The 17,297-nt window shown below is 59.6% G+C and carries 12 protein-coding genes and 5 pseudogenes; 9 read left to right on the plus strand and 8 right to left on the minus strand.

The window, feature by feature from the left end:
• Positions 1–11: 11 nt before the first annotated feature.
• Positions 12–493, minus strand: a pseudogene (locus tag AB7G19_RS40655) (hypothetical protein); the annotation flags it as partial.
• A gap of 1,290 nt (positions 494–1,783) precedes the next feature.
• Between AB7G19_RS40655 and AB7G19_RS40660 the strand changes: the two are divergent.
• Positions 1,784–2,257 (plus strand): hypothetical protein, encoded by a 474-nt coding sequence (locus tag AB7G19_RS40660; protein WP_439037620.1) that lies wholly within the window; start codon positions 1,784–1,786, stop codon positions 2,255–2,257.
• 343 nt (positions 2,258–2,600) lie between these two features.
• Here the strand turns inward: AB7G19_RS40660 and AB7G19_RS40665 are convergent.
• From AB7G19_RS40665 to AB7G19_RS40685, 5 genes and pseudogenes are all read right to left on the minus strand, one after another.
• Positions 2,601–3,449, minus strand: a pseudogene (locus AB7G19_RS40665) (winged helix-turn-helix domain-containing protein); the annotation flags it as partial.
• 580 nt (positions 3,450–4,029) lie between these two features.
• Positions 4,030–4,365 carry a hypothetical protein gene (locus AB7G19_RS40670; protein ID WP_135217069.1) on the minus strand — a complete coding sequence of 112 codons (336 nt, stop codon included), beginning with the start codon at positions 4,363–4,365 and terminating at the stop codon, positions 4,030–4,032.
• A 30-nt stretch (positions 4,366–4,395) separates the two neighbouring features.
• The gene (locus tag AB7G19_RS40675; RefSeq protein WP_135217070.1) at positions 4,396–4,587 is read right to left on the minus strand and encodes a septal ring lytic transglycosylase RlpA family protein; all 192 of its coding nucleotides are present in this window, start codon (positions 4,585–4,587) and stop codon (positions 4,396–4,398) included.
• A 1,411-nt stretch (positions 4,588–5,998) separates the two neighbouring features.
• Positions 5,999–6,214 (minus strand): annotated as a pseudogene (locus tag AB7G19_RS40680) (divalent metal cation transporter); the annotation flags it as partial.
• Positions 6,215–6,664: 450 nt separating this feature from the next.
• Positions 6,665–6,913 (minus strand): DUF6894 family protein, encoded by a 249-nt coding sequence (locus tag AB7G19_RS40685; RefSeq protein WP_135217071.1) that lies wholly within the window; start codon positions 6,911–6,913, stop codon positions 6,665–6,667.
• A gap of 282 nt (positions 6,914–7,195) precedes the next feature.
• Here AB7G19_RS40685 and AB7G19_RS40690 point away from each other — a divergent pair, with 282 nt between their 5' ends.
• The 7 genes and pseudogenes from AB7G19_RS40690 (at position 7,196) to AB7G19_RS40720 (ending at position 13,682) form a co-directional block, all read left to right on the plus strand.
• On the plus strand, positions 7,196–7,441 hold the full coding sequence (locus tag AB7G19_RS40690; RefSeq protein ID WP_439037619.1) for a septal ring lytic transglycosylase RlpA family protein: 246 nt from the start codon (positions 7,196–7,198) through the stop codon (positions 7,439–7,441).
• Between the two features lie 255 nt (positions 7,442–7,696).
• Positions 7,697–7,936 (plus strand): hypothetical protein, encoded by a 240-nt coding sequence (locus AB7G19_RS40695; protein WP_439037618.1) that lies wholly within the window; start codon positions 7,697–7,699, stop codon positions 7,934–7,936.
• Between the two features lie 314 nt (positions 7,937–8,250).
• Positions 8,251–10,107 carry a PAS domain-containing sensor histidine kinase gene (locus tag AB7G19_RS40700; protein WP_439037617.1) on the plus strand — a complete coding sequence of 619 codons (1,857 nt, stop codon included), beginning with the start codon at positions 8,251–8,253 and terminating at the stop codon, positions 10,105–10,107.
• A 156-nt stretch (positions 10,108–10,263) separates the two neighbouring features.
• Positions 10,264–11,329, plus strand: a pseudogene (locus tag AB7G19_RS40705) (IS110-like element ISBj4 family transposase).
• 702 nt (positions 11,330–12,031) lie between these two features.
• Entirely contained in the window at positions 12,032–12,595 is a 564-nt protein-coding gene (locus AB7G19_RS40710) for a hemerythrin domain-containing protein (protein WP_439037616.1), read from the plus strand.
• Positions 12,596–12,816: 221 nt separating this feature from the next.
• Positions 12,817–13,038 (plus strand): hypothetical protein, encoded by a 222-nt coding sequence (locus AB7G19_RS40715; protein WP_439037615.1) that lies wholly within the window; start codon positions 12,817–12,819, stop codon positions 13,036–13,038.
• 212 nt (positions 13,039–13,250) lie between these two features.
• The gene (locus AB7G19_RS40720) at positions 13,251–13,682 is read left to right on the plus strand and encodes a hypothetical protein (RefSeq protein ID WP_439037753.1); all 432 of its coding nucleotides are present in this window, start codon (positions 13,251–13,253) and stop codon (positions 13,680–13,682) included.
• 295 nt (positions 13,683–13,977) lie between these two features.
• Here the strand turns inward: AB7G19_RS40720 and istB are convergent, their stop codons facing one another.
• Positions 13,978–14,841 carry an IS21-like element helper ATPase IstB gene (gene istB / locus AB7G19_RS40725; RefSeq protein WP_039183785.1) on the minus strand — a complete coding sequence of 288 codons (864 nt, stop codon included), beginning with the start codon at positions 14,839–14,841 and terminating at the stop codon, positions 13,978–13,980.
• Positions 14,842–14,849: 8 nt separating this feature from the next.
• Positions 14,850–16,340: pseudogene (gene istA / locus AB7G19_RS40730) on the minus strand (IS21 family transposase); the annotation flags it as partial.
• 108 nt (positions 16,341–16,448) lie between these two features.
• Between istA and AB7G19_RS40735 the strand changes: the two are divergent.
• On the plus strand, positions 16,449–17,291 hold the full coding sequence (locus tag AB7G19_RS40735) for a hypothetical protein (RefSeq protein WP_439037614.1): 843 nt from the start codon (positions 16,449–16,451) through the stop codon (positions 17,289–17,291).
• The last annotated feature ends 6 nt before the right edge of the window (positions 17,292–17,297 follow it).

Consider the following 17,297-nt stretch of genomic DNA (forward strand, 5'->3'; position numbering starts at 1 on the left):
TCCGAGGGATCCTACCGCGCGAGCAGCAGCTCCAACTGGCCCCGCGCCTTCTTCACGGCCGCCGCGAACCAGCTTTGACCTGGCGCCTCCTTGGCAAAGGATTTTGTGTAGGCGTCCATGGCCCGGTCTTCCTTGGCCATGGAATCCTCCGGTGTCTTCCTCGCCATCATTTGCTTCCAGACTTTTTCGCAGGCCGGAATCTCGGCCGTCTTCACCGCATTGGTGACAGCGAGAAAGAAGACCTTGTCGCCCTGGATCGCGACGACGTCGATTTCATGGGGCGGCCCCTTCAGGTCGCCATTGCCGCGTACGCCCAGCACGGCGACCGCGGCACTCGCGCCTGCGGGCTTTGTGACCGGCAGTTCCGCATATTTGGCAAACGCTAGTTCTGGATTGCCTGGTAGTAGAAGCGGTCCGATTTGAACGCCGCGCCGATCTCCTGCGGCAAGCCGTCCTCGCGGTGCTCGCGCAGCCAGTGCTTGTAAATGCCAGTCGCCGGATGCCGCCTGGGCCTGCCTACTGCACGGACCATGTGTACCGCCTTTGTGTACCGGCGGCTGCCCGGAAGATCCTTGGGATTCAAGGATTAGGCTAATTCTTCGGCGATTTTCGACGGGATGGCGGAGAGGGAGTGATTCCCGTCAAGGTTGAATACTTTCCTTTTAAAATCAAAGATTTGCCCGAAGAGCCCTCTCACCCCCGAGCGCCATAGTTCTAGTCAAAGAAGCACGATCAGATGTCTTACCCAGAAGCGTGCGTGGTCGAAAGCGTAACATTACTTTGGGTCTTCGAATGAGGGCCGGCCAATCTTTGCCGTCAGCTCGGCTAACCGCCTGCCCATAAGGCAGCACAAACGAACTGTTGGGCGCAGTCGTGCCGGTGAACGGCAGAAGGCCACCGACCGGAATGCTGTATGGATTGCCGAAGAAGCCTGAAGGTAGAAAGCTGCGTCGACAAGGTGCCCGCAACCAGTTCGGTGCTAGGTGCCGAGCGCAGCGGCTTGGCCCCCAGGCCGTCAACATTGAGCGTGGTAAACGTTGGCTGGCCGCCCAGTCGATCGCTTTTGATAGGTTCGCTGGGGCACGAAACTGCACCAACTGCTCGAAGTTCACGGGATCGTCCATCTCTCGTCCTCATGCAATCTGCATGCGGTTGTAAGTACGAGAGTAGGAAGCGATCCGTCATGTTAAGGCTGCGGAGGTTGCGCGTTAGCCGGACGCGGCGGATTTTGATGGCCGCCGGCGGGACACGGGTGCAAAGGAGCCAGAGCTCAAGGCCCAGCGTCCCGGAGGGGCGAGTGGGTAGGGAGCTAAAGTTGCCTCTCACCTCGGCCGGGCAGCAGAGGCAAACCCAATTCGCGAGCTCGTCGCCTAACGGATGCGATGTGACGTCCAATCTCTCGCGCCATCGCTGGCACTCTTTCCTTACGTTGCGCGAGTTCGATCAGCAGCTTGGTCTCTTCTTCGGTCCATTTGCGGGGTTTTGCGGGCTCCATTGCTGTTCTTGCTCCACGAATCGAAACCGGCATCAGTCTGTGACTGCGATTCTGGCCCGATGAAGGCGATCACGTTCGCCGTCGTCGGGCCTGCACCTTGGTACAATGATGGTCTCCGGCCAGTCGCCCTGTGGCTCACCGGGCATATTCGACGTCGCGCGTCAGGAACATCTAGGCCGGCGGTTAACCCTGTTGGCAAACACCCCGTACGTGGTACGTGAGCCGCCGCCATGTTGCCTCATGGATCGATGAATTTTTACCGGCACTATTTTAAGGTGGAGAAGCATCATGCTGAGAATGGTGTTGTTGGGTCTCCTCATCCTATTGGGTGTTGGATTTCTGGTGTCGATGGAACTCAGAAATCCGGCGCGAAGTACAGTAGCGGTCGTCCAGCCCCTTGCCGAAACGACCGTAGGCATTTCCGATTCACATGGTGCGTTGGCGAAAGCTGATCGACTAGAAATTGCCGCTGCGAGCAGCGAAACTCCAGCGCAGCCTTCTCTAGTCGAGGAACGCATTTCTCCATCGGAAGGCATGGGTATCGATTCTTCGGACTCCCCCAAGGTGATCGACCACCATCGGCACCATCCCAAATCAAAGAAGGTTGCCGCTGCCCTTCCTAAGTCGAAGTCAAAGGAAACCGAAATCAAGCGAGCTACCATTTCCGGGCGTTCAAAGGCTGCCGGCGACACCGAGCCCTGTCGGCTAAGCGCGTTCGGTGGTTTGCGTAAGGCTTTGAACTCAATCGACTGCGAGATCTGAATAGGAAGCTGGACGATGCGCCCTTGAAGTGGATGCCGCCGCCCTCATGCACACGGTCCGACCAACGGACCAGCAAAGGCCGCCGACAGAGCCAGCACCCGGCCATTGCCCTTGGCGTAGCGCGCCACTGCTTGCCGACCGAAACGAAGAATAGTTAGCTTAACGTTGGCAATACCGTCTTTAACGGCAGCCTTCTCGCTGCGGCCTCCACCAATAGGTCAATCGCGTCGGTTCGCCTCTCAGTCGTTGGCTTCCCGTCTGTCCCCGGCTCCGGACATGCCGTGCACTGTGCCAACTGACGCTATGTGCCAGCAGCCTTCGCGGGCCGGCCAGCAAACTGATAAAACCTGGCCAAACCGCGTAAATAGATGGCATAGGCGTCGAGACTCTCGGTCGGCTTGCGCTTGGCACGCTCGATCTCGGCTTTCTCCAGCGCTGGCGCGATCGCCCCGACAACGCTCTCGGTCACCTGGTCCTGCAGATCGAAGACGTCGCCGAGACCACCATCAAACCGGTCCGGCTATAGATGTGCGCCGGTGGCGGTATCGACGAGCTGTCCCGTGATGCGTACTCGGTTTGCTGCTTTGCGAACGCTGCCTTCCAACACGTAACGCACCCCTAGCTTTCGCCCGATCTGCTTCACGTCAACGGCGCGCCCCTTGTAGGTGAAGCTCGAATTGCGGGCGATGACGAACAGCGCCTTGAACCGGGATAGCGCCGTGATGATGTCATCTACCATTCCGTCCGCGAAATACTCCTGTTCGGGATCACCTGACAGGTTGTGGAATGGCAACACCGCGATCGAAGGCTTATCGGGCAGCGCGAGGGCGTGTTTCGACGGGTCTACGGCGTTATCGGCGACTACCGCGCCTGCGGCTCCCTGCGCTTCCCGCACTGGTCCGACGAAACGGAAGCCCTTGCGCGGGAGGGTTTTGATGAGGCGTTGTTCCTCACCGGAATCGCCGAGCGCACTGCGGGCGGCATTCAGGCGCGTTGTCAGCGCCGCATCGGACACGATACGGCCGTTCCAAATGGCATTGATGAGGTCGTCTTTACTGACGACGCGCTCCCTGTTGCGGATCAGGTAGTCGAGCAGGTCGAATACCTGTGGCGCGACGGAGACGACGTCCGCCCCGCGATGCAGCTCGCGCCGGTCAGTGTCGATTGCGTACTCCTCGAAGAGATAGCGCAAGCTGCCAATCCCTCAGGCGGCCTCCGATCGTCGGGGCCTCTAGCACCGCTTGGAACGCAAAGAATAAGCCGCCGGTAAAGAAATTGTAAGCCGAATGTCAAGCGCGCTCGCTCATGCCTTGGCACCCTCGTCCGGGTAAAAACAACACCCAGGAGATTCCGCCATGAGCACGACCTATGGTGCAACAGGGTTGGGACAGTCGGCCGTATCGACCCGGCGCGTCTCCAGTTTTTTCATGACATATTGGGGCGCGTTTCAAGGCGCGCATCGAGTGGGAAGCTCGAGCGCAGTGGAAGAAGAAGCCGTTGGAGGGCGCTGTGGATAAAGGCCACTCAGTGGGCGGCCTCATGAGAACGCCTCTATTTCGGTGTCCCGGTCTGGCTACCCGAACCGGTGGTCTGCTCCCTTCCCGGTTGGCCGGGAGAATGCGCTCGGCCACGTAACCGGACGCTCCGGAGTTGCGGGTCTTGATCCCTTTGTCCGCATCGCGCTGCATCTGCTCGTTGGGCTCGCCAGCCTTGAGCCCTCCCCTCCTTGGTTTGCACACTGGGCGCGATGTTTTGCTACCGTCGCCCCGGTTCTAGACAGGAAGCCGCAACGTGGTTTCCACACTTGATAGCGTACCGGTTGGCGTAGCTATTGCCATGTCTACGATCGTCAACGAACCCGGCTGATTGTCATACAGGTACTTGAGATGCCAAACCGGCCCGACGTCCGGCGAGATAGCAAAGTCGTTCAACGCGTTTGTGATGTTGCGAACGGCATCGCGTCGTGCGATCGGTGCCGAGAACATCGCGTCTATCAGCGCTGCCAAGGTCATCCCCTCCACCAGCATAGCCCGTGCAGCTTCGTCACCGTGAACCAGCCGTAGGGCTGTCACGATGACGGCAATAGCCTCGGGGTTCTTGAGAGGCACGGCAAATTCGCTTCGGCGCCCGTTGCGTGTTTACAACACCTCGGCACGAACTTGAGCCACGCCACGATCCGTAATCCCTAAGCTGTGCGCGGCGGCCAAGGATAAGTCTAGAACGCGGCCCCGGACCCATGGCCCGCGGTCATTGACGGTGACAATGACGCTTCGGTTCTGCGATTGCGCAATCGCGATCATTCTACAAAGAAGTCGCATGATTGGCCTCATGCACAAATGAAACTAGTGGACAATGCAAACTCATCGGCCCGTGTTCCTGCATACGCATTTCGTGCAGAACAAAGGTGAACGCATACCGGTGGTTCGGATGCGAGGTGCCGGAGATGTTCGGGCGCAGCGCAGCAAGCAGTTATCTCGCTGCAGCGCATCACACGAGCATAGGGGCTTCGATTTTACGAAATTGAGGACTCTAACCGAACCATAGGAAAACTCACATATTCCCAAAATCGGGATTCTTCAGCGCCCGCAAGAATCATGAGCATTGGGTTCGCTACCGGCTGGGGACGAGTGGTTGAATACATCAAAAGCGGGACGGATTTTAACAACGCTCGCCTCGGCGAAGCGTCGAGCGCAGAAGGGGTCTCCAGCCCACCGCCTTCTGCGCAGACGCCGAGCCGGCAGTGGATTAATCGTGCACCGCCGCGAAATCCGGTCCAAATGTTTGACGACGCACTCCGCGGACCGAACTCTCGTGCCCATTGGCGCCTCGTCAACACAGTCACCACCAAAAGCGATCGGGCCCGACTTCTTTCGCAGGGACGGTTTGCACTGAACGGCGCCAGGCATTTGGAGGATGGGCGAGCTAGCAATGAAAGTTGCATGCCCTTCCGGCGGTCGTGTCGAGCTGTCGGTCGTTGTTTGTCTCGTTTCCGTCGAGATTGAAGAGGCAGGCGTGCGACGCGAAGGCAGGGCATCGGGCGTTCCTGCAGAAGCGCGCCGGTGGCACTCGTCGATATCGGACTGCTGGACGTTTCCGGGTTGAGCTAATCCGCCGGATTAGGAAGGAAGCTCCCGCGGCCAAGGATGGTTCTGCTTAGCAGAGCGACCTTTTGTCATAGCGGGTCGTCAGCAGATTGGAGGATTTTCCGAATATGGAACTACCGAATTGCCCCGACGTTGGTGGACCGCACCAAACCCAATGGGACAGATGCACAATTTCGCCAACGCGTCGTTTTCGCCCGAAGTGATTGAGGCTATGACATCGGCCCTAAAGGCCGCTGTAGCAACGCTGCCGGAGCCTGTGCACTCCGGCCACGTCAATCTCATTGCGGAGTCAATTCTACGGACAGCAGGTACGGGGGAACGCAACCCGTCAACGTTGCAACGGATCGCCCTCATGGAGCTTCAGCTGCAGCGGCGGGATTGAGCAGGCCGTCGACCCAAGAAAACGAGACCGCCACCTGTGGAAGTGTAGGCCCGTCCCAAGCCCCGACCCGCTATTCATCGCTCGGCAGCCGGGTCGCTTGAATTACCAGGCAAACCCTTCACGTTCGCAAGGTGCTGTTCTTGTATGGCCCCTCCCGGGCGGAAGGACAGTCGCTATTGCGGGGTGCGCCGGCAGTTTCCGCTCCCGAACTGTCGGCACTCTCGGCGCAGTGGCCGCACCCTTACGCGAACCCGATTAGCTCCCTATCGAGCAAGCCATGCCAACAATACACAAAAACATGGTTGCGGTGGCGATCCAGCCTAGCCAGTAGACTGGCCCCCGGACCACAAGCTCGCCCATTACGGACTTACGGCGCACAAGCAGCATCATGACGGTCATGATCGGCGCGGCCAGCACACCGTTGATGACGGCGCTCCAATAGAGCGCCTTGATCGGGTCGAGCGCGGTGAAGTTGAGGGTAACGCCGGCGGCACAACTGACCCTTTGGGGATGTCACCCGGTAAGCATCTCAAGAATGCGACCGTTGTCGGATTGCGCTCAGTCATCAAATTCTGAGGCTCTTTAAATCACGTCAGCGGGGCCCGACAGACCTTCGCCGAAGTCGGCACGGGTTACTCGTAACGTCGCACAGCAAAATGTGCCTTGCCACAAACTGCTTTTCGTAACTCGACGGACTTATCTCAAATTGTGGGTCGATTGGCGCGCGTGTGCCGGAGAGCTACCGGCATCCCGCACATATTACCGCCGCCCAGGCGGCCATGGGGACACGCCGATGAAGCACACCGAAGAACGACCCTATGCAGACCTGGAGGCGGCCGCGCGCAACTGAAGCCGCGTGCGAGGCCCGATGCCTTCACGCGCGAAATAGTAGGGAGTGGATATTAAGCCGCCAAAAAACACCTAAGTGGTGTTGATTTCAGCGGTTAGCGTGAGGGTGAGCAAAGTCCGACCTTTATCGGGGGAAGGGCCGTCCGTGACCTTCAACTCCCATGGTATCCCCTTCCACATGTCGGTGGGATGCTCAGACGTCAGGACATTACCTGCGTACTTCACTGCCTCAAGTTTCGCTGCCTCGGTGTCGGCCACTTCAACGCCGACGTCATCGATCAGCATTTTTCCGTTCAAGATATGGAAGTAGTAGCGCGGCATAGACGCTCCTCCGTTTGGGCGGGAGCGCAGTCGTGTCTCTCAGTCAGGGGGCCCCTTGATCGGTCCCGGTGATAGAGGGACAAGAGCAGCTACAGAGTGGCGTTCCTAATTAGGCTACCGCGCTAGGAAACAGGCCAGTCCCCCTTTTTGGGGGCGACCGGCTCAAAGGAACCACAAGGGTGGGCGAATATTTGAGTCGTCGCTGGCTCGCTGTAAGAGCTGGCGGAGCGGCCCCGGCCTAACCCCCTAGTCTCCCCCGGAGCCGGGGTCGTCTCTCCGTCCTTGTCGTGTAGGAGTAGCGGCCGAACCGCTTCCGGCGAACGGATGAATCCAAGCGCGATGACTGCAGCCCATCGCACTAGGTCGTTCGGTTCTGACGTCACAGTGACCTCGCACTCAAGCGGACGAAGCGTCACTGTCCGAGTCAATGACCGCGGTCCCTTCGTAAAGGGACGCTGCATAGACCTGTCTACCGGGGCCGCGCGTGCACTGGGAATGGCTGGCCTTGACAAGGTCTCCCTCCGCTGAGTTCGAGCATCTCGGAAAAGTAGCTCTGCAAAGCGACAAGCTAGCGCGTAAGGGTCATTTTCGGACTTAGGCGCGCTCTGTTGCGAGGTCCGCTATCCCAATGAGCCGACATCGCGAGTGTGACGCTGCCGCAAGATATCGGGTGCCGAGCTAGCGATCGAAGGTTCGTGCCTCTCGCAAGGGGAACCCGGATTGCGCTTGTTCAGTTAGGTATAGCGCGCGGGCCCCCAACCAGTAAGATTGCCGAGCCAGCCTATGCCCAAGATCCGCGTTTCAATCCAGGAATTGCAGCGACGAGCGTTGTTAGAAGTGAGAAAGCAGCCCGGTTGTCATAACGTCCTGGAAATAGCGATCAATCGCGTTGCAAAGCACGCTGAAAATAACTGGTCGCTCTGTGTGCTCGCAGCGGGTGCGGCAGATGCAAATACCGCCGCGCGCGCGGCGGTTCACGTCCAAACTGTTTTGCGCCGGGACTATGATCTGCTGACGGATTGATCTGTAGTCCATCAATGGAAGGCCACGCGGGAAGGCTCGGACTGGGGAAGGCTATCAAGTGCCCGCGCCGCTGGTAGTCTTGTCGGCCTGCGGCATGCTGTTCCGTTTCGCCACGTTCCGCTGCTGCCGCTTTACTCGCAAGGTAGATCGGGACAAACTCCCGATGCGGCAAAGCGGATGACTGGCGGTGCAAGGCAGCGGCTTGTGCTCCGTCGCTCTCGAACCGGGAACGTCAGCTTGCCAATTGACCGAGCGAAAAGTGCCGACCCGATCGCGACACCAGGACCGCCGGCAAGTCCTTGGCGAGGCGAGACATGCGGACGGAGCAGAACCAAGTGGAATATGCGGCGACCCGGCCGACAATAATCAGGTCGCGCGCTCTTGCAGCTATTGGCGCTGCCATCGCTATCGTTGTCTTCATTCTTGACACAATTACCCCAAAAGAGATTGCCCTCGCGGTGCTGTACGTGGGCGTTGTGCTGCTATCTGCGAAGTTTCTTCAGAAGCGTGGAGTTGTGCTCGCGTCGTTGGGATTAATGGCTCTGACGGGGCTAAGCTACATGCTGTCGGAGCACGATGTATCGCCAGGTATCGCACTTTCGAACGGCCTTCTCACCCTAGCGGCAATCGGCATTACGGCCTTCCTCGCCGTGCAAAGCCGATCGAGAGAAATGGTGCTGCGCGAGCAAGCCGGACTCCTCGACCTCACCCACGACACGGTGTTCGTGCGCGACATGAACGATGTCATCTCCTACTGGAATCGCGGCGCCGAGGAACTGTACGGTTGGAAAAGAGGTGAAGCCGTCGGCAAGATTACCCACCAACTCATGCGGACGATCTTCCCCATGCCGCTCGAACAGATCATGGCAAAGTTGCTCCGCAACGGCCGCTGGGAAGGGGAACTCGTCCACACGAAAAAAGACGGCACGCAAGCAACCGTGGCGAGTCGGTGGTCTGTGCAAACGGACGGACGGGGCCGGCCCGTCGCGATCATGGAGACTAATAACGACATCACCGAGCGCAAGCAGGCCGAAAATGCGCTGCGGCTCAGCGAGGCCTATTTGGCCGAAGCGCAGAGATTGAGTCTCACGGGCAGTTTCAGTTGGAAAAGCTCTTGCGGCGAGTTCTTCTGGTCGGAGGAGAGCTCCAGAATCCTTGGATACGACCGAACAACCAAGCCATCACTGCAGCTGCTCATACAAAGAGTTCATCCTGCGGACATCGACCGAGTTAGGCGGGTAATCGACCGCGCATCGCGCGAGGGCATGGACTGGGAGCTCGAACATCGATTCCAGATGCCTGATGACTCGGTCAAGTTCGTGAAGGTTGTGGCTCGCGCCATAGCAGATGAATCGGGTAAGGTTGAGTTCGTTGGAGCGATCATGGACGTCTCTGCGGCCAAGCAAGCGGAACAGGAGTTGCGCCAGGCACAAGCGGACCTCGTTCACATCACGCGTGTCACGACCTTGGGCGAGCTGACGGCCTCGATCGCCCACGAAGTCAACCAGCCCATTGCGGCGGTAGCCACCAATGCCGCAGCCGGCTTGGGCTGGCTCGAAGCTGAACCGCCCGATCTGGATAAGGTCCGCGCGACCCTCGGCTATATCGTCCAGGACGCCGAACGTGCGGGCGATATCATGCACCGGATCCGCGCCCTAGCCAAGAAGGCGCCCCTACGCCTGGCGCGGGTTGACGTCAATGAGGCCGTCCTCGAAGTCATCGCCTTGACCCGGAGCGAATTGGTGAGGCATGGCGTATCCCTGCAGACCCAGCTCGCGACGGGCTTGCCGCTCATCGAAGGCGACCGCATCCAGCTGCAACAAGTAATCCTCAACCTGATCCTCAATGCGGTCGAAGCCATGAGCAGCATCGACAATGGGACGCGCGACGTGAGGATCACCAGTGAGAGAGAGGCCTCGAACGCCGTGCTCGTCACCGTGCGGGATTTCGGCCCAGGGCTGGACCCGCGGAGTGTGGACCGCCTGTTCGAAGCCTTCTACACGACCAAGCCTAGCGGCTTGGGCATGGGCCTTGCGATCTGCCGTTCGATCATCCAGGCCCACGGTGGCAGGCTGTGGGCCACTGGGAATGAACCTCGGGGCGCCGTCTTTCAGTTCACCCTCCCGCTAGAACGGGGTAAGACCGTTCCCGCCGAGCACGCCGGCGGTTGAGCTTGCAGGAGCGAAAACGGATCCCATTCTTGGCGACCGCCGATATCGATGCCGTGATCACCCGCCACTCGGAACGTCCGCTAATGGGATGGTCCGGCCGTGCTCCTGCCCCGCCAGCGATAAGCTGGCCAGGGGCGCCAAGACAGGGAGCACGCCATGTCCCAGACACCCAGTACCGCGATCGCCGTGATCGGCATCGATATCGGCAAAAACTCGTTCCACGTCGTGGGCCACGATACGCGCGGCACCATCGTGCTGCGGCAAAAGTGGTCGCGTGGCCAGGTGGAGGCGCGGCTCGCCAATATGCCGCCTTGCCTGATCGGCATGGAAGCCTGCGTCGGCGCACATCATTTGAGCCGCAAACTCGCATCGTTAGGTCACGATGCCAGGTTGATGCCGGCCAAATATGTCCGCCCTTATAGCAAAGGACCGAAGAACGACTTCAATGACGCCGAAGCGATTGCCGAAGCCGTGCAGCGCCCGACGATGAAGTTCGTGGCGACCAAGACCGCGGAGCAACTCGATCTGCAGGCGCTGCATCGGGTGCGCGAGCGCGCTGGTGTCGCAACGCACCGGCATCATCAACCAGATTCGCGCCTTCATGCTGGAACGCGGGATCGCGGTGCGCCAGGGTATCGGCTTCCTGCGCACAGAACTGCCCACCATCCTTGCGACGCGCACCGATGCCCTGTCGCCACGCATGTTGCGTGTCATCGAGGAGTTGACAGGCGACTGGCGTCAGCTGGATCAGCGCATCGATAGCCTCTCCGGCGAGATCGAAGCACTGGCCCGTCAAGATCAGGCATGTTCGCGCCTGATGACGGTGCCTGGCATCGGGCCGATCATTTCGAGCGCCATGGTGGCCGCGATCGGCACTGGAGACGTCTTCTCCAAAGGCCGTGACTTCGGCGCCTGGCTCGGACTGGTGCCCAAGCAGATCTCGACGGGAGACCGCACGATCCTCGGCAAAATCTCACGGCGCGGCAATCGCTACCTCCGCGTTCTGTTCGTCCAGGCGGCATGGGTGGTGCTGGTCAGGATCAAGAACTGGGAACGTTACGGACTCAGATCCTGGATCGAAGCCGCCAAGAAGCGATTGCACCACAACGTGCTGGCGATCGCACTCGCCAACAAGCTTGCCCGCATCGCCTGGGCGGTGCTGGCTAAAGGACGCGCCTTCGAGCTGACAAGGACCAACGATGCAGGCGTCCGACCCGCTTGATCCTCGCGCCGTGCTCGGCGCGGTCAAGGCGCGGCCTGGCAACGCCGGAGCCAGCCGCAAGCAAAGCGCAACGGCCGGCCTTGACCGCCCGTGCGCGCGACGCGACGCACGTCCTGCGGGCCGGGACGAAGGAACGGCCCCTGGCTCGAACACAGGAACTGCGAGGTAGGAGGAGCATGCGATGACGTAACCCCATCAACAGGTTCCAGCCGAGGTCTGCGAGAGGATGAGACGAGATGGAGGTCCGGTCTTCCCGGCGCATGCGAACACTGGTGACCCAAATGGCCCAATCGAGGCCTGTCCGCTAATGAGAACGCACGCGCGCTGATATCCATGATGGCCCGGAGCAAATGCTCCAATCAAAGGCCGGATACATTGATGCAAGACCACTCACCACCTGATCGATGAACCTCTTGCTACGCACGGCCGGACCATACATTCGGGTCAAAATCCGAAAAGCTCAGCGTGAGCAAATCTAGTCCGCTCCGACCCATTAAGCTGACCTCAAAGCGAAGGCTAGCCACTTCGCTGACGGGCCAAAACCAGACCTCCCGTTCATGACCCGCCAGTGGCAAAATAGGCGACATAGAACAGGCGGATGGCGCATCATTGCGTCCGGAACTTGATTTAGCGCAAAGAGCTGAGGCGACTTGGGGCTAAGCTTTCAAAGCCTCTCAATCGGTCACCTTGTGGATCGCAGCAATGATCATTGAGCGCTTAAGCCAAGAGCACCGCAATATTGAGAAACTGCTCGCCATCCTTGAGCGGGAACTTCAGGTTTTCGACCGGGGCGACCGCCCCGACTATAAGGTTATTGACGCGGTTATTAGCTACTTCGAACTTTACCCGGAGGTTTACCACCACCCTCAGGAAGATCTGGTCTTCGCTAAGCTAAAAATTCGCGATCCCGGTGCGGCTGCAAAGGTCGGTGATCTCGCTCGCGAACACCAAACAGGGGCCGAATGTTTGCGCCGCGTCGCTGATGCGGTCGAGAGTGTTCTCGCGGATCGCGAACTCCTTCGGCAAGATGTGCATGCCATCGTTCGTGATTTCATAGAGCACGAGCGGCGCCACATCATGATGGAAGATCGCGATTTCTTTCCTGCTGCCCTAAAGGCTCTCGAGCCTCAAGATTGGACGGAGATCGCTTCGGTTATGACCAATCCTGAGGATCCGCTGTTCAGCGAGGCAGCCGAAGAGACGTTCGACGCGCTACGCGAGCGCATCTTGCAGTTGGAACAAGAAGCCGAAGCCGAACGACATTAGTCGAGCTCATCCGCATTGCGCTGATCGGACTCAATTGTCCGAAAGGGGGCAGAAGCGTCGTTCTGGTCGCCGCTAGTAACTTCCGGTGTGCCACGATAGACGGACGATTGGGCGGGCGCCCGCCCATGAGCGTGGGGTTGAATCTTGGGGCAGTCCAATCGCGTACCGCCCAATTTTCATGTGTGCTACCTAGTTGGATAAAAAGGTAGCAGGAGTAGCCAATGATGACTGACGATCAAGTCAATCTCGTCGTTCAGCACCTTTGCGAGCAATTGCACTTGGCGCTCCGATTGAAGGACACCGAGGCACATCCACCAAACGCCAAGGATATTGGATTTGATCCTGCCTCTGTAAGAACTGTATTGCTGACCGGGTTGCGTTCGGCGGGTGTCACGATCAACCACGAGGCAGCCGGGGCGGGCGAAGAGCCACCGTGGTCCTAAACGCAAAACGCGAGACAGAAGCTCGCGCCAATGTCTCAGTTGGGTCAATCTCGACATTCTTGCAGTTGGCCAGCTGCGTCCGATCTATCCCCAACTTCAGACATACTGCTGCACTGCGCCAACTGAAGGGATGAGCCAAACCCGGACTGCCAACGGTCCAACGATCGCCATGAACGCCGGCGAGTTTGGGCGGACGGACCAATCGGACCATCATATCCTCTAGCTCCAACACCAGTATCGCCAAGAAAGCTCGCACGAAGGCCGAGGCGGATTTTGCAACTTGGCTCATGATGGCCAAGCTCGGTGGTTTCGATGACCTTCCGTCAAACGCACAGAGCTTTCTGACTAACTATCGAACCCGACTCGAGACGATGAGTAAGGCCGAGTCCACCGCCCTGGCCGTTCGCGAGGTCTACAGCGCTTATTACAGCGAGATGGGAGGCGTGGGCGCGCCCCCGGAACCAAAGGCTCGCACACCAATGACAGAGGGCAAAGTCGTGCGGCTCCAGAGACGGCCTAATCAGCCCGGTCTATCGGCTGCAGTGCATTCGACGAAGCCAATGATCCGAAAACCCCTTCCGGCACTGCTGATTTTCGCGAGCATGGTGGCTCTGATTGTCACATATAGGTTTCTGGCGCAGTAACACCGTCCGCGGATTGTATGCGGGGACGAAGTGCTGCTCACAGCAACCGCGGACATCGCGGCACTTCGCATTTGTACCAAAGGCGGAAGTGATCCCGACTCGCGGCGTCGGCGATTGTGCGACACATCGAGAATGGCTCTGTTAAGCTACTTCCCTGCTTAAAGGGAGCGGCCGCCGCGCCGGCTCCCCATTTTGGCTGCGGGGGCGAGCCACGTCCTCGTGTGCCGTCGGAGACGGGCAATGACCATAAGAGCCTTTTGCACGCTCGCCGCCGCCATCTTTGCCCTGATCGCTGTCAATCGGCCTGTAAATTTGACCCCTCATCGGCGTCCAATTTTGACCCCTTCGTGCGCCGCGGTTTGACGGTAGCGCTCGGCTCGTTGGAGCTGGCCGGGATAGCGGAGACGAGACGAGCGCGGGTGGCGTGATCGTCGTCGCGGCTTTTGAAGCGCCAGCTGTCATTGCCGGTCTCGACGATGTCACAGTGATGGGTCAACCGATCGAGCAGCGCGGTGGTCATTTTGGCGTCGCCGAACACGCTCGGCCATTCGCCGAAGGCGAGATTGGTGGTCACGATGACGGAGGCGCGCTCATAGAGCCGGCTGACGAGGTGGAAGAGAAGCTGGCCACCGGACTGGGCGAAGGGCAAATAGCCGAGTTCATCCAGCACAATGAAGTCCATCCGGGTCAGATGCTCGGCGAGCCGTCCTTGCCGTCCGTTGCGGGTCTCGGTCTCGAGGCGATTGACGAGGTCGACTACGTTGAAGAAGCGGCCGCGGGCACCGGATCGGATGCAGCTTCTGGCGATGGCAATGGCCAGGTGGGTTTTGCCTGTGCCGGTGCCGCCAACCAGCACGACGTTGCGTTGTTGGGCGATGAAGCCGCCGCCAGCAAGATCATTGACGAGAGTCTGATTGATCGGCGTGCCGTCGAACTGGAAGTCGGCGATGTCCTTGGCAAGCGGAAGCTTGGCAATGGTGAGCTGGTATTTGATCGACCTGGCTTGCTTCTCGTTGATCTCGGCGTTGAGCAGGTCGCCGACAATGCGCTGAGGTTCGTGCTGGCGCTTGACGGCAGTTGCCATGATCTCGTCGAAGGCAGCCTTCATGCCGTAGAGCTTGAGTTCGCCCATGAGGTCGAAGATTTGGGTTCGTTCCATCAGATGGTCCTCCGGAGGTTGTCGTAGCGGGCACAATCGGCGATCGGTGCATGACGGAGCGTCAGTGCGGCCGGCGTCATGATGTTGGCCGGTGGGGCGGGTTCACGTTGACGGGCCAGGATATTGAGAACGACATCGGCCGAATGGACGCTGTGACTGAGCGCTTCGGCACAGGCCGCTTCCACCGCGGGCAGACCGTCAGTCAGCACCGCGTTGAGGATGTCGACCATCTGCCGATTGCCGTCGTCGGTGCTGGCAAGCTTGCGCCGGATCCGCTCGATCGCGGCTGGCAGCACCCAGTCTTTGAAGGGAGCACCGTTGCGCAAGGCGCCGGGTTTGCGGGCGAGCACCGGCACATAATGCCAGGGGTCGTAGACGGTATCGCCGCGGCCAAAGGATCGCGGGTGCTCGGCAACGATGCGTCCATCCTGACGGATCACGATGCGATCGGCATAGGCTTGAACCTCGACCGGTCGTCCGACTGCGCTGGCTGCGACCGAGTACTTGTTGTTGTCGAAGCGCACCAGGCAGGTCTTCGAGACCGATGCCGTCACCGCATGGAAGCCGTCGAAGCGGCCGGCATAGGGAACGAGTTTGGGGCGTTCGGCTTCGAACACTTCCCAGATCGTCTGATCGACCAGCTCCGGATGGCGATGAACCTTGGCGTAGGCGATGCATTTGTCGAGCAGCCAGGCGTTTAACTCGTCGAGGTTTTTGAACCGCAGCCGCGGCGTGAAGAAGCGTTCCCTGACCAGCCCGACCTGGTTCTCGACCTGCCCCTTCTCCCAGCCCGACGCTGGCGTGCAGGCGACCGGATCGACCAGATAGTGGCTGCACATCTGCAGGAAGCGGCGATTGTAGAGACGCCCTTTACCGACGAAGATCGTCTCTACGGCGGTCTTCATGTTGTCGTAGATGCCGCGGGTGCAGGTGCCTTTGAACAGGGCGAACGCCCGGTCGTGGGCGTCGAACACCATCTCCTGCGTCTCCCGCGGATAGGCCCGCACGAACAGCATGCGGCTGTGACAGAGCCGGACATGGGCGGCCTTCACCATCACCGTGGTGCCGCTCAGCAAGACCACCTCGTGGCTCCAGTCGAACTGGTAGGCTTCGCCTGGGGCAAAGCTTAGCGGGACATAAGCAGCCGCGGTCGATTGCCCGCGTTCCTTGCTCCACCGCCTGGCGTAACGCCGCACCGCATCGTAGCCGCCGTCATAGCCACGGCTGCGCAGCTCTTCGAAGATCCGGATTAACGTCAGCTGTTCACGAGCCGGTTTGGCCGCGTTCGCCGCCAGCAGTCCGTCGAGCTCTACTGCCCATCGTCCCAGCTTTGGCCGCGGCTGCACTTGCCGCTCGTACTCGAAGGAGGTCTCTCCTGACCTCAGCACCTTCCGGACCGTGTTCCGCGACACCTTCAGGTCACGGGCAATCTCCTTGATCGTCTTGCCCTTGATGAAGTGCTCGCGCCGAATCCGCGCAATCGTCTCCACGATCAGCATCCTCGACCACCTGCTTCATTCCAAAGCAGGCAGCGCAACAGACCAACCTATAGGGGGTCAATTTTGGACGCCGATCCCCCGGCTTAGGGGGTCAATATTGCAGGCCGAATGACACTCAGCCAACAGATTGTCATCGACGTAGAGCGGCGTCGGGATGATGAGTCCCTTTCCACCTATCGCGCGATAGTCCAGCCGCTTCACCATAACACCTCCAGTGGACCAAATATGCCACTGAATATTCAATGGAACAATAGGTCCACAGAAGCTATAGTTAACGAATTGGCGATTCGGAGATCAGCATTGGTATCATCGCGAGAACTAGCCGACGTCGTGGGCGATGCGATCGGGATTCCGCGCGAAAGCGCCCAGCTCCACTTGAAAACGATCAGAGCGGCCGGCGAGATCTCATTTAAAGGCTACGGACGGGCCGCTGCGAGCATGACTGCGCTGGACGCATCGCGCCTGCTGATCGCGTCGGTCGGCAGCACCTTCGCAAAGGACTCGCTTGAGGTGCTGAAGCGTTTTTCAGGGCTCAAGCCTATCAGCCCGCGCAGACGGGCGACGGATACACTTGAAGACTTCCTGGCAATGCGGATCGAAGAGCTCATCTTCGATCTTCCACCGCCACACGACATCGGGCGCAGCGCAGCCTGGCAACAATCGTTTGGCTCCAGACGTCCGGCCGAAAATGCCCTTCAGCTCCTCGAGCCAGTAGGAAAGGGAGCTGAGAAGCTTGCTCGCTATGCAATCGTCAGGTGGATCGATCAAACCGGCCGCAGTGATGTGCTCATTTTTGGCCCGGCTGGGAATGGTACGGTGCGAGGGACGGAAATCAGCGATCTAACCGAGCGCTACTCCGGCCATCGGCTCTTCCAAGTCAGGGCAGTGGCTCGAGCTGCACTAATCGACATCGCAGCCGCGCTGAAAGAGACGTCTGCAAGCCTACGGTAACGCTTA

The organism is Bradyrhizobium sp. 215_C5_N1_1 (assembly GCF_052075935.1).
GTDB lineage: Bacteria > Pseudomonadota > Alphaproteobacteria > Rhizobiales > Xanthobacteraceae > Bradyrhizobium > Bradyrhizobium barranii.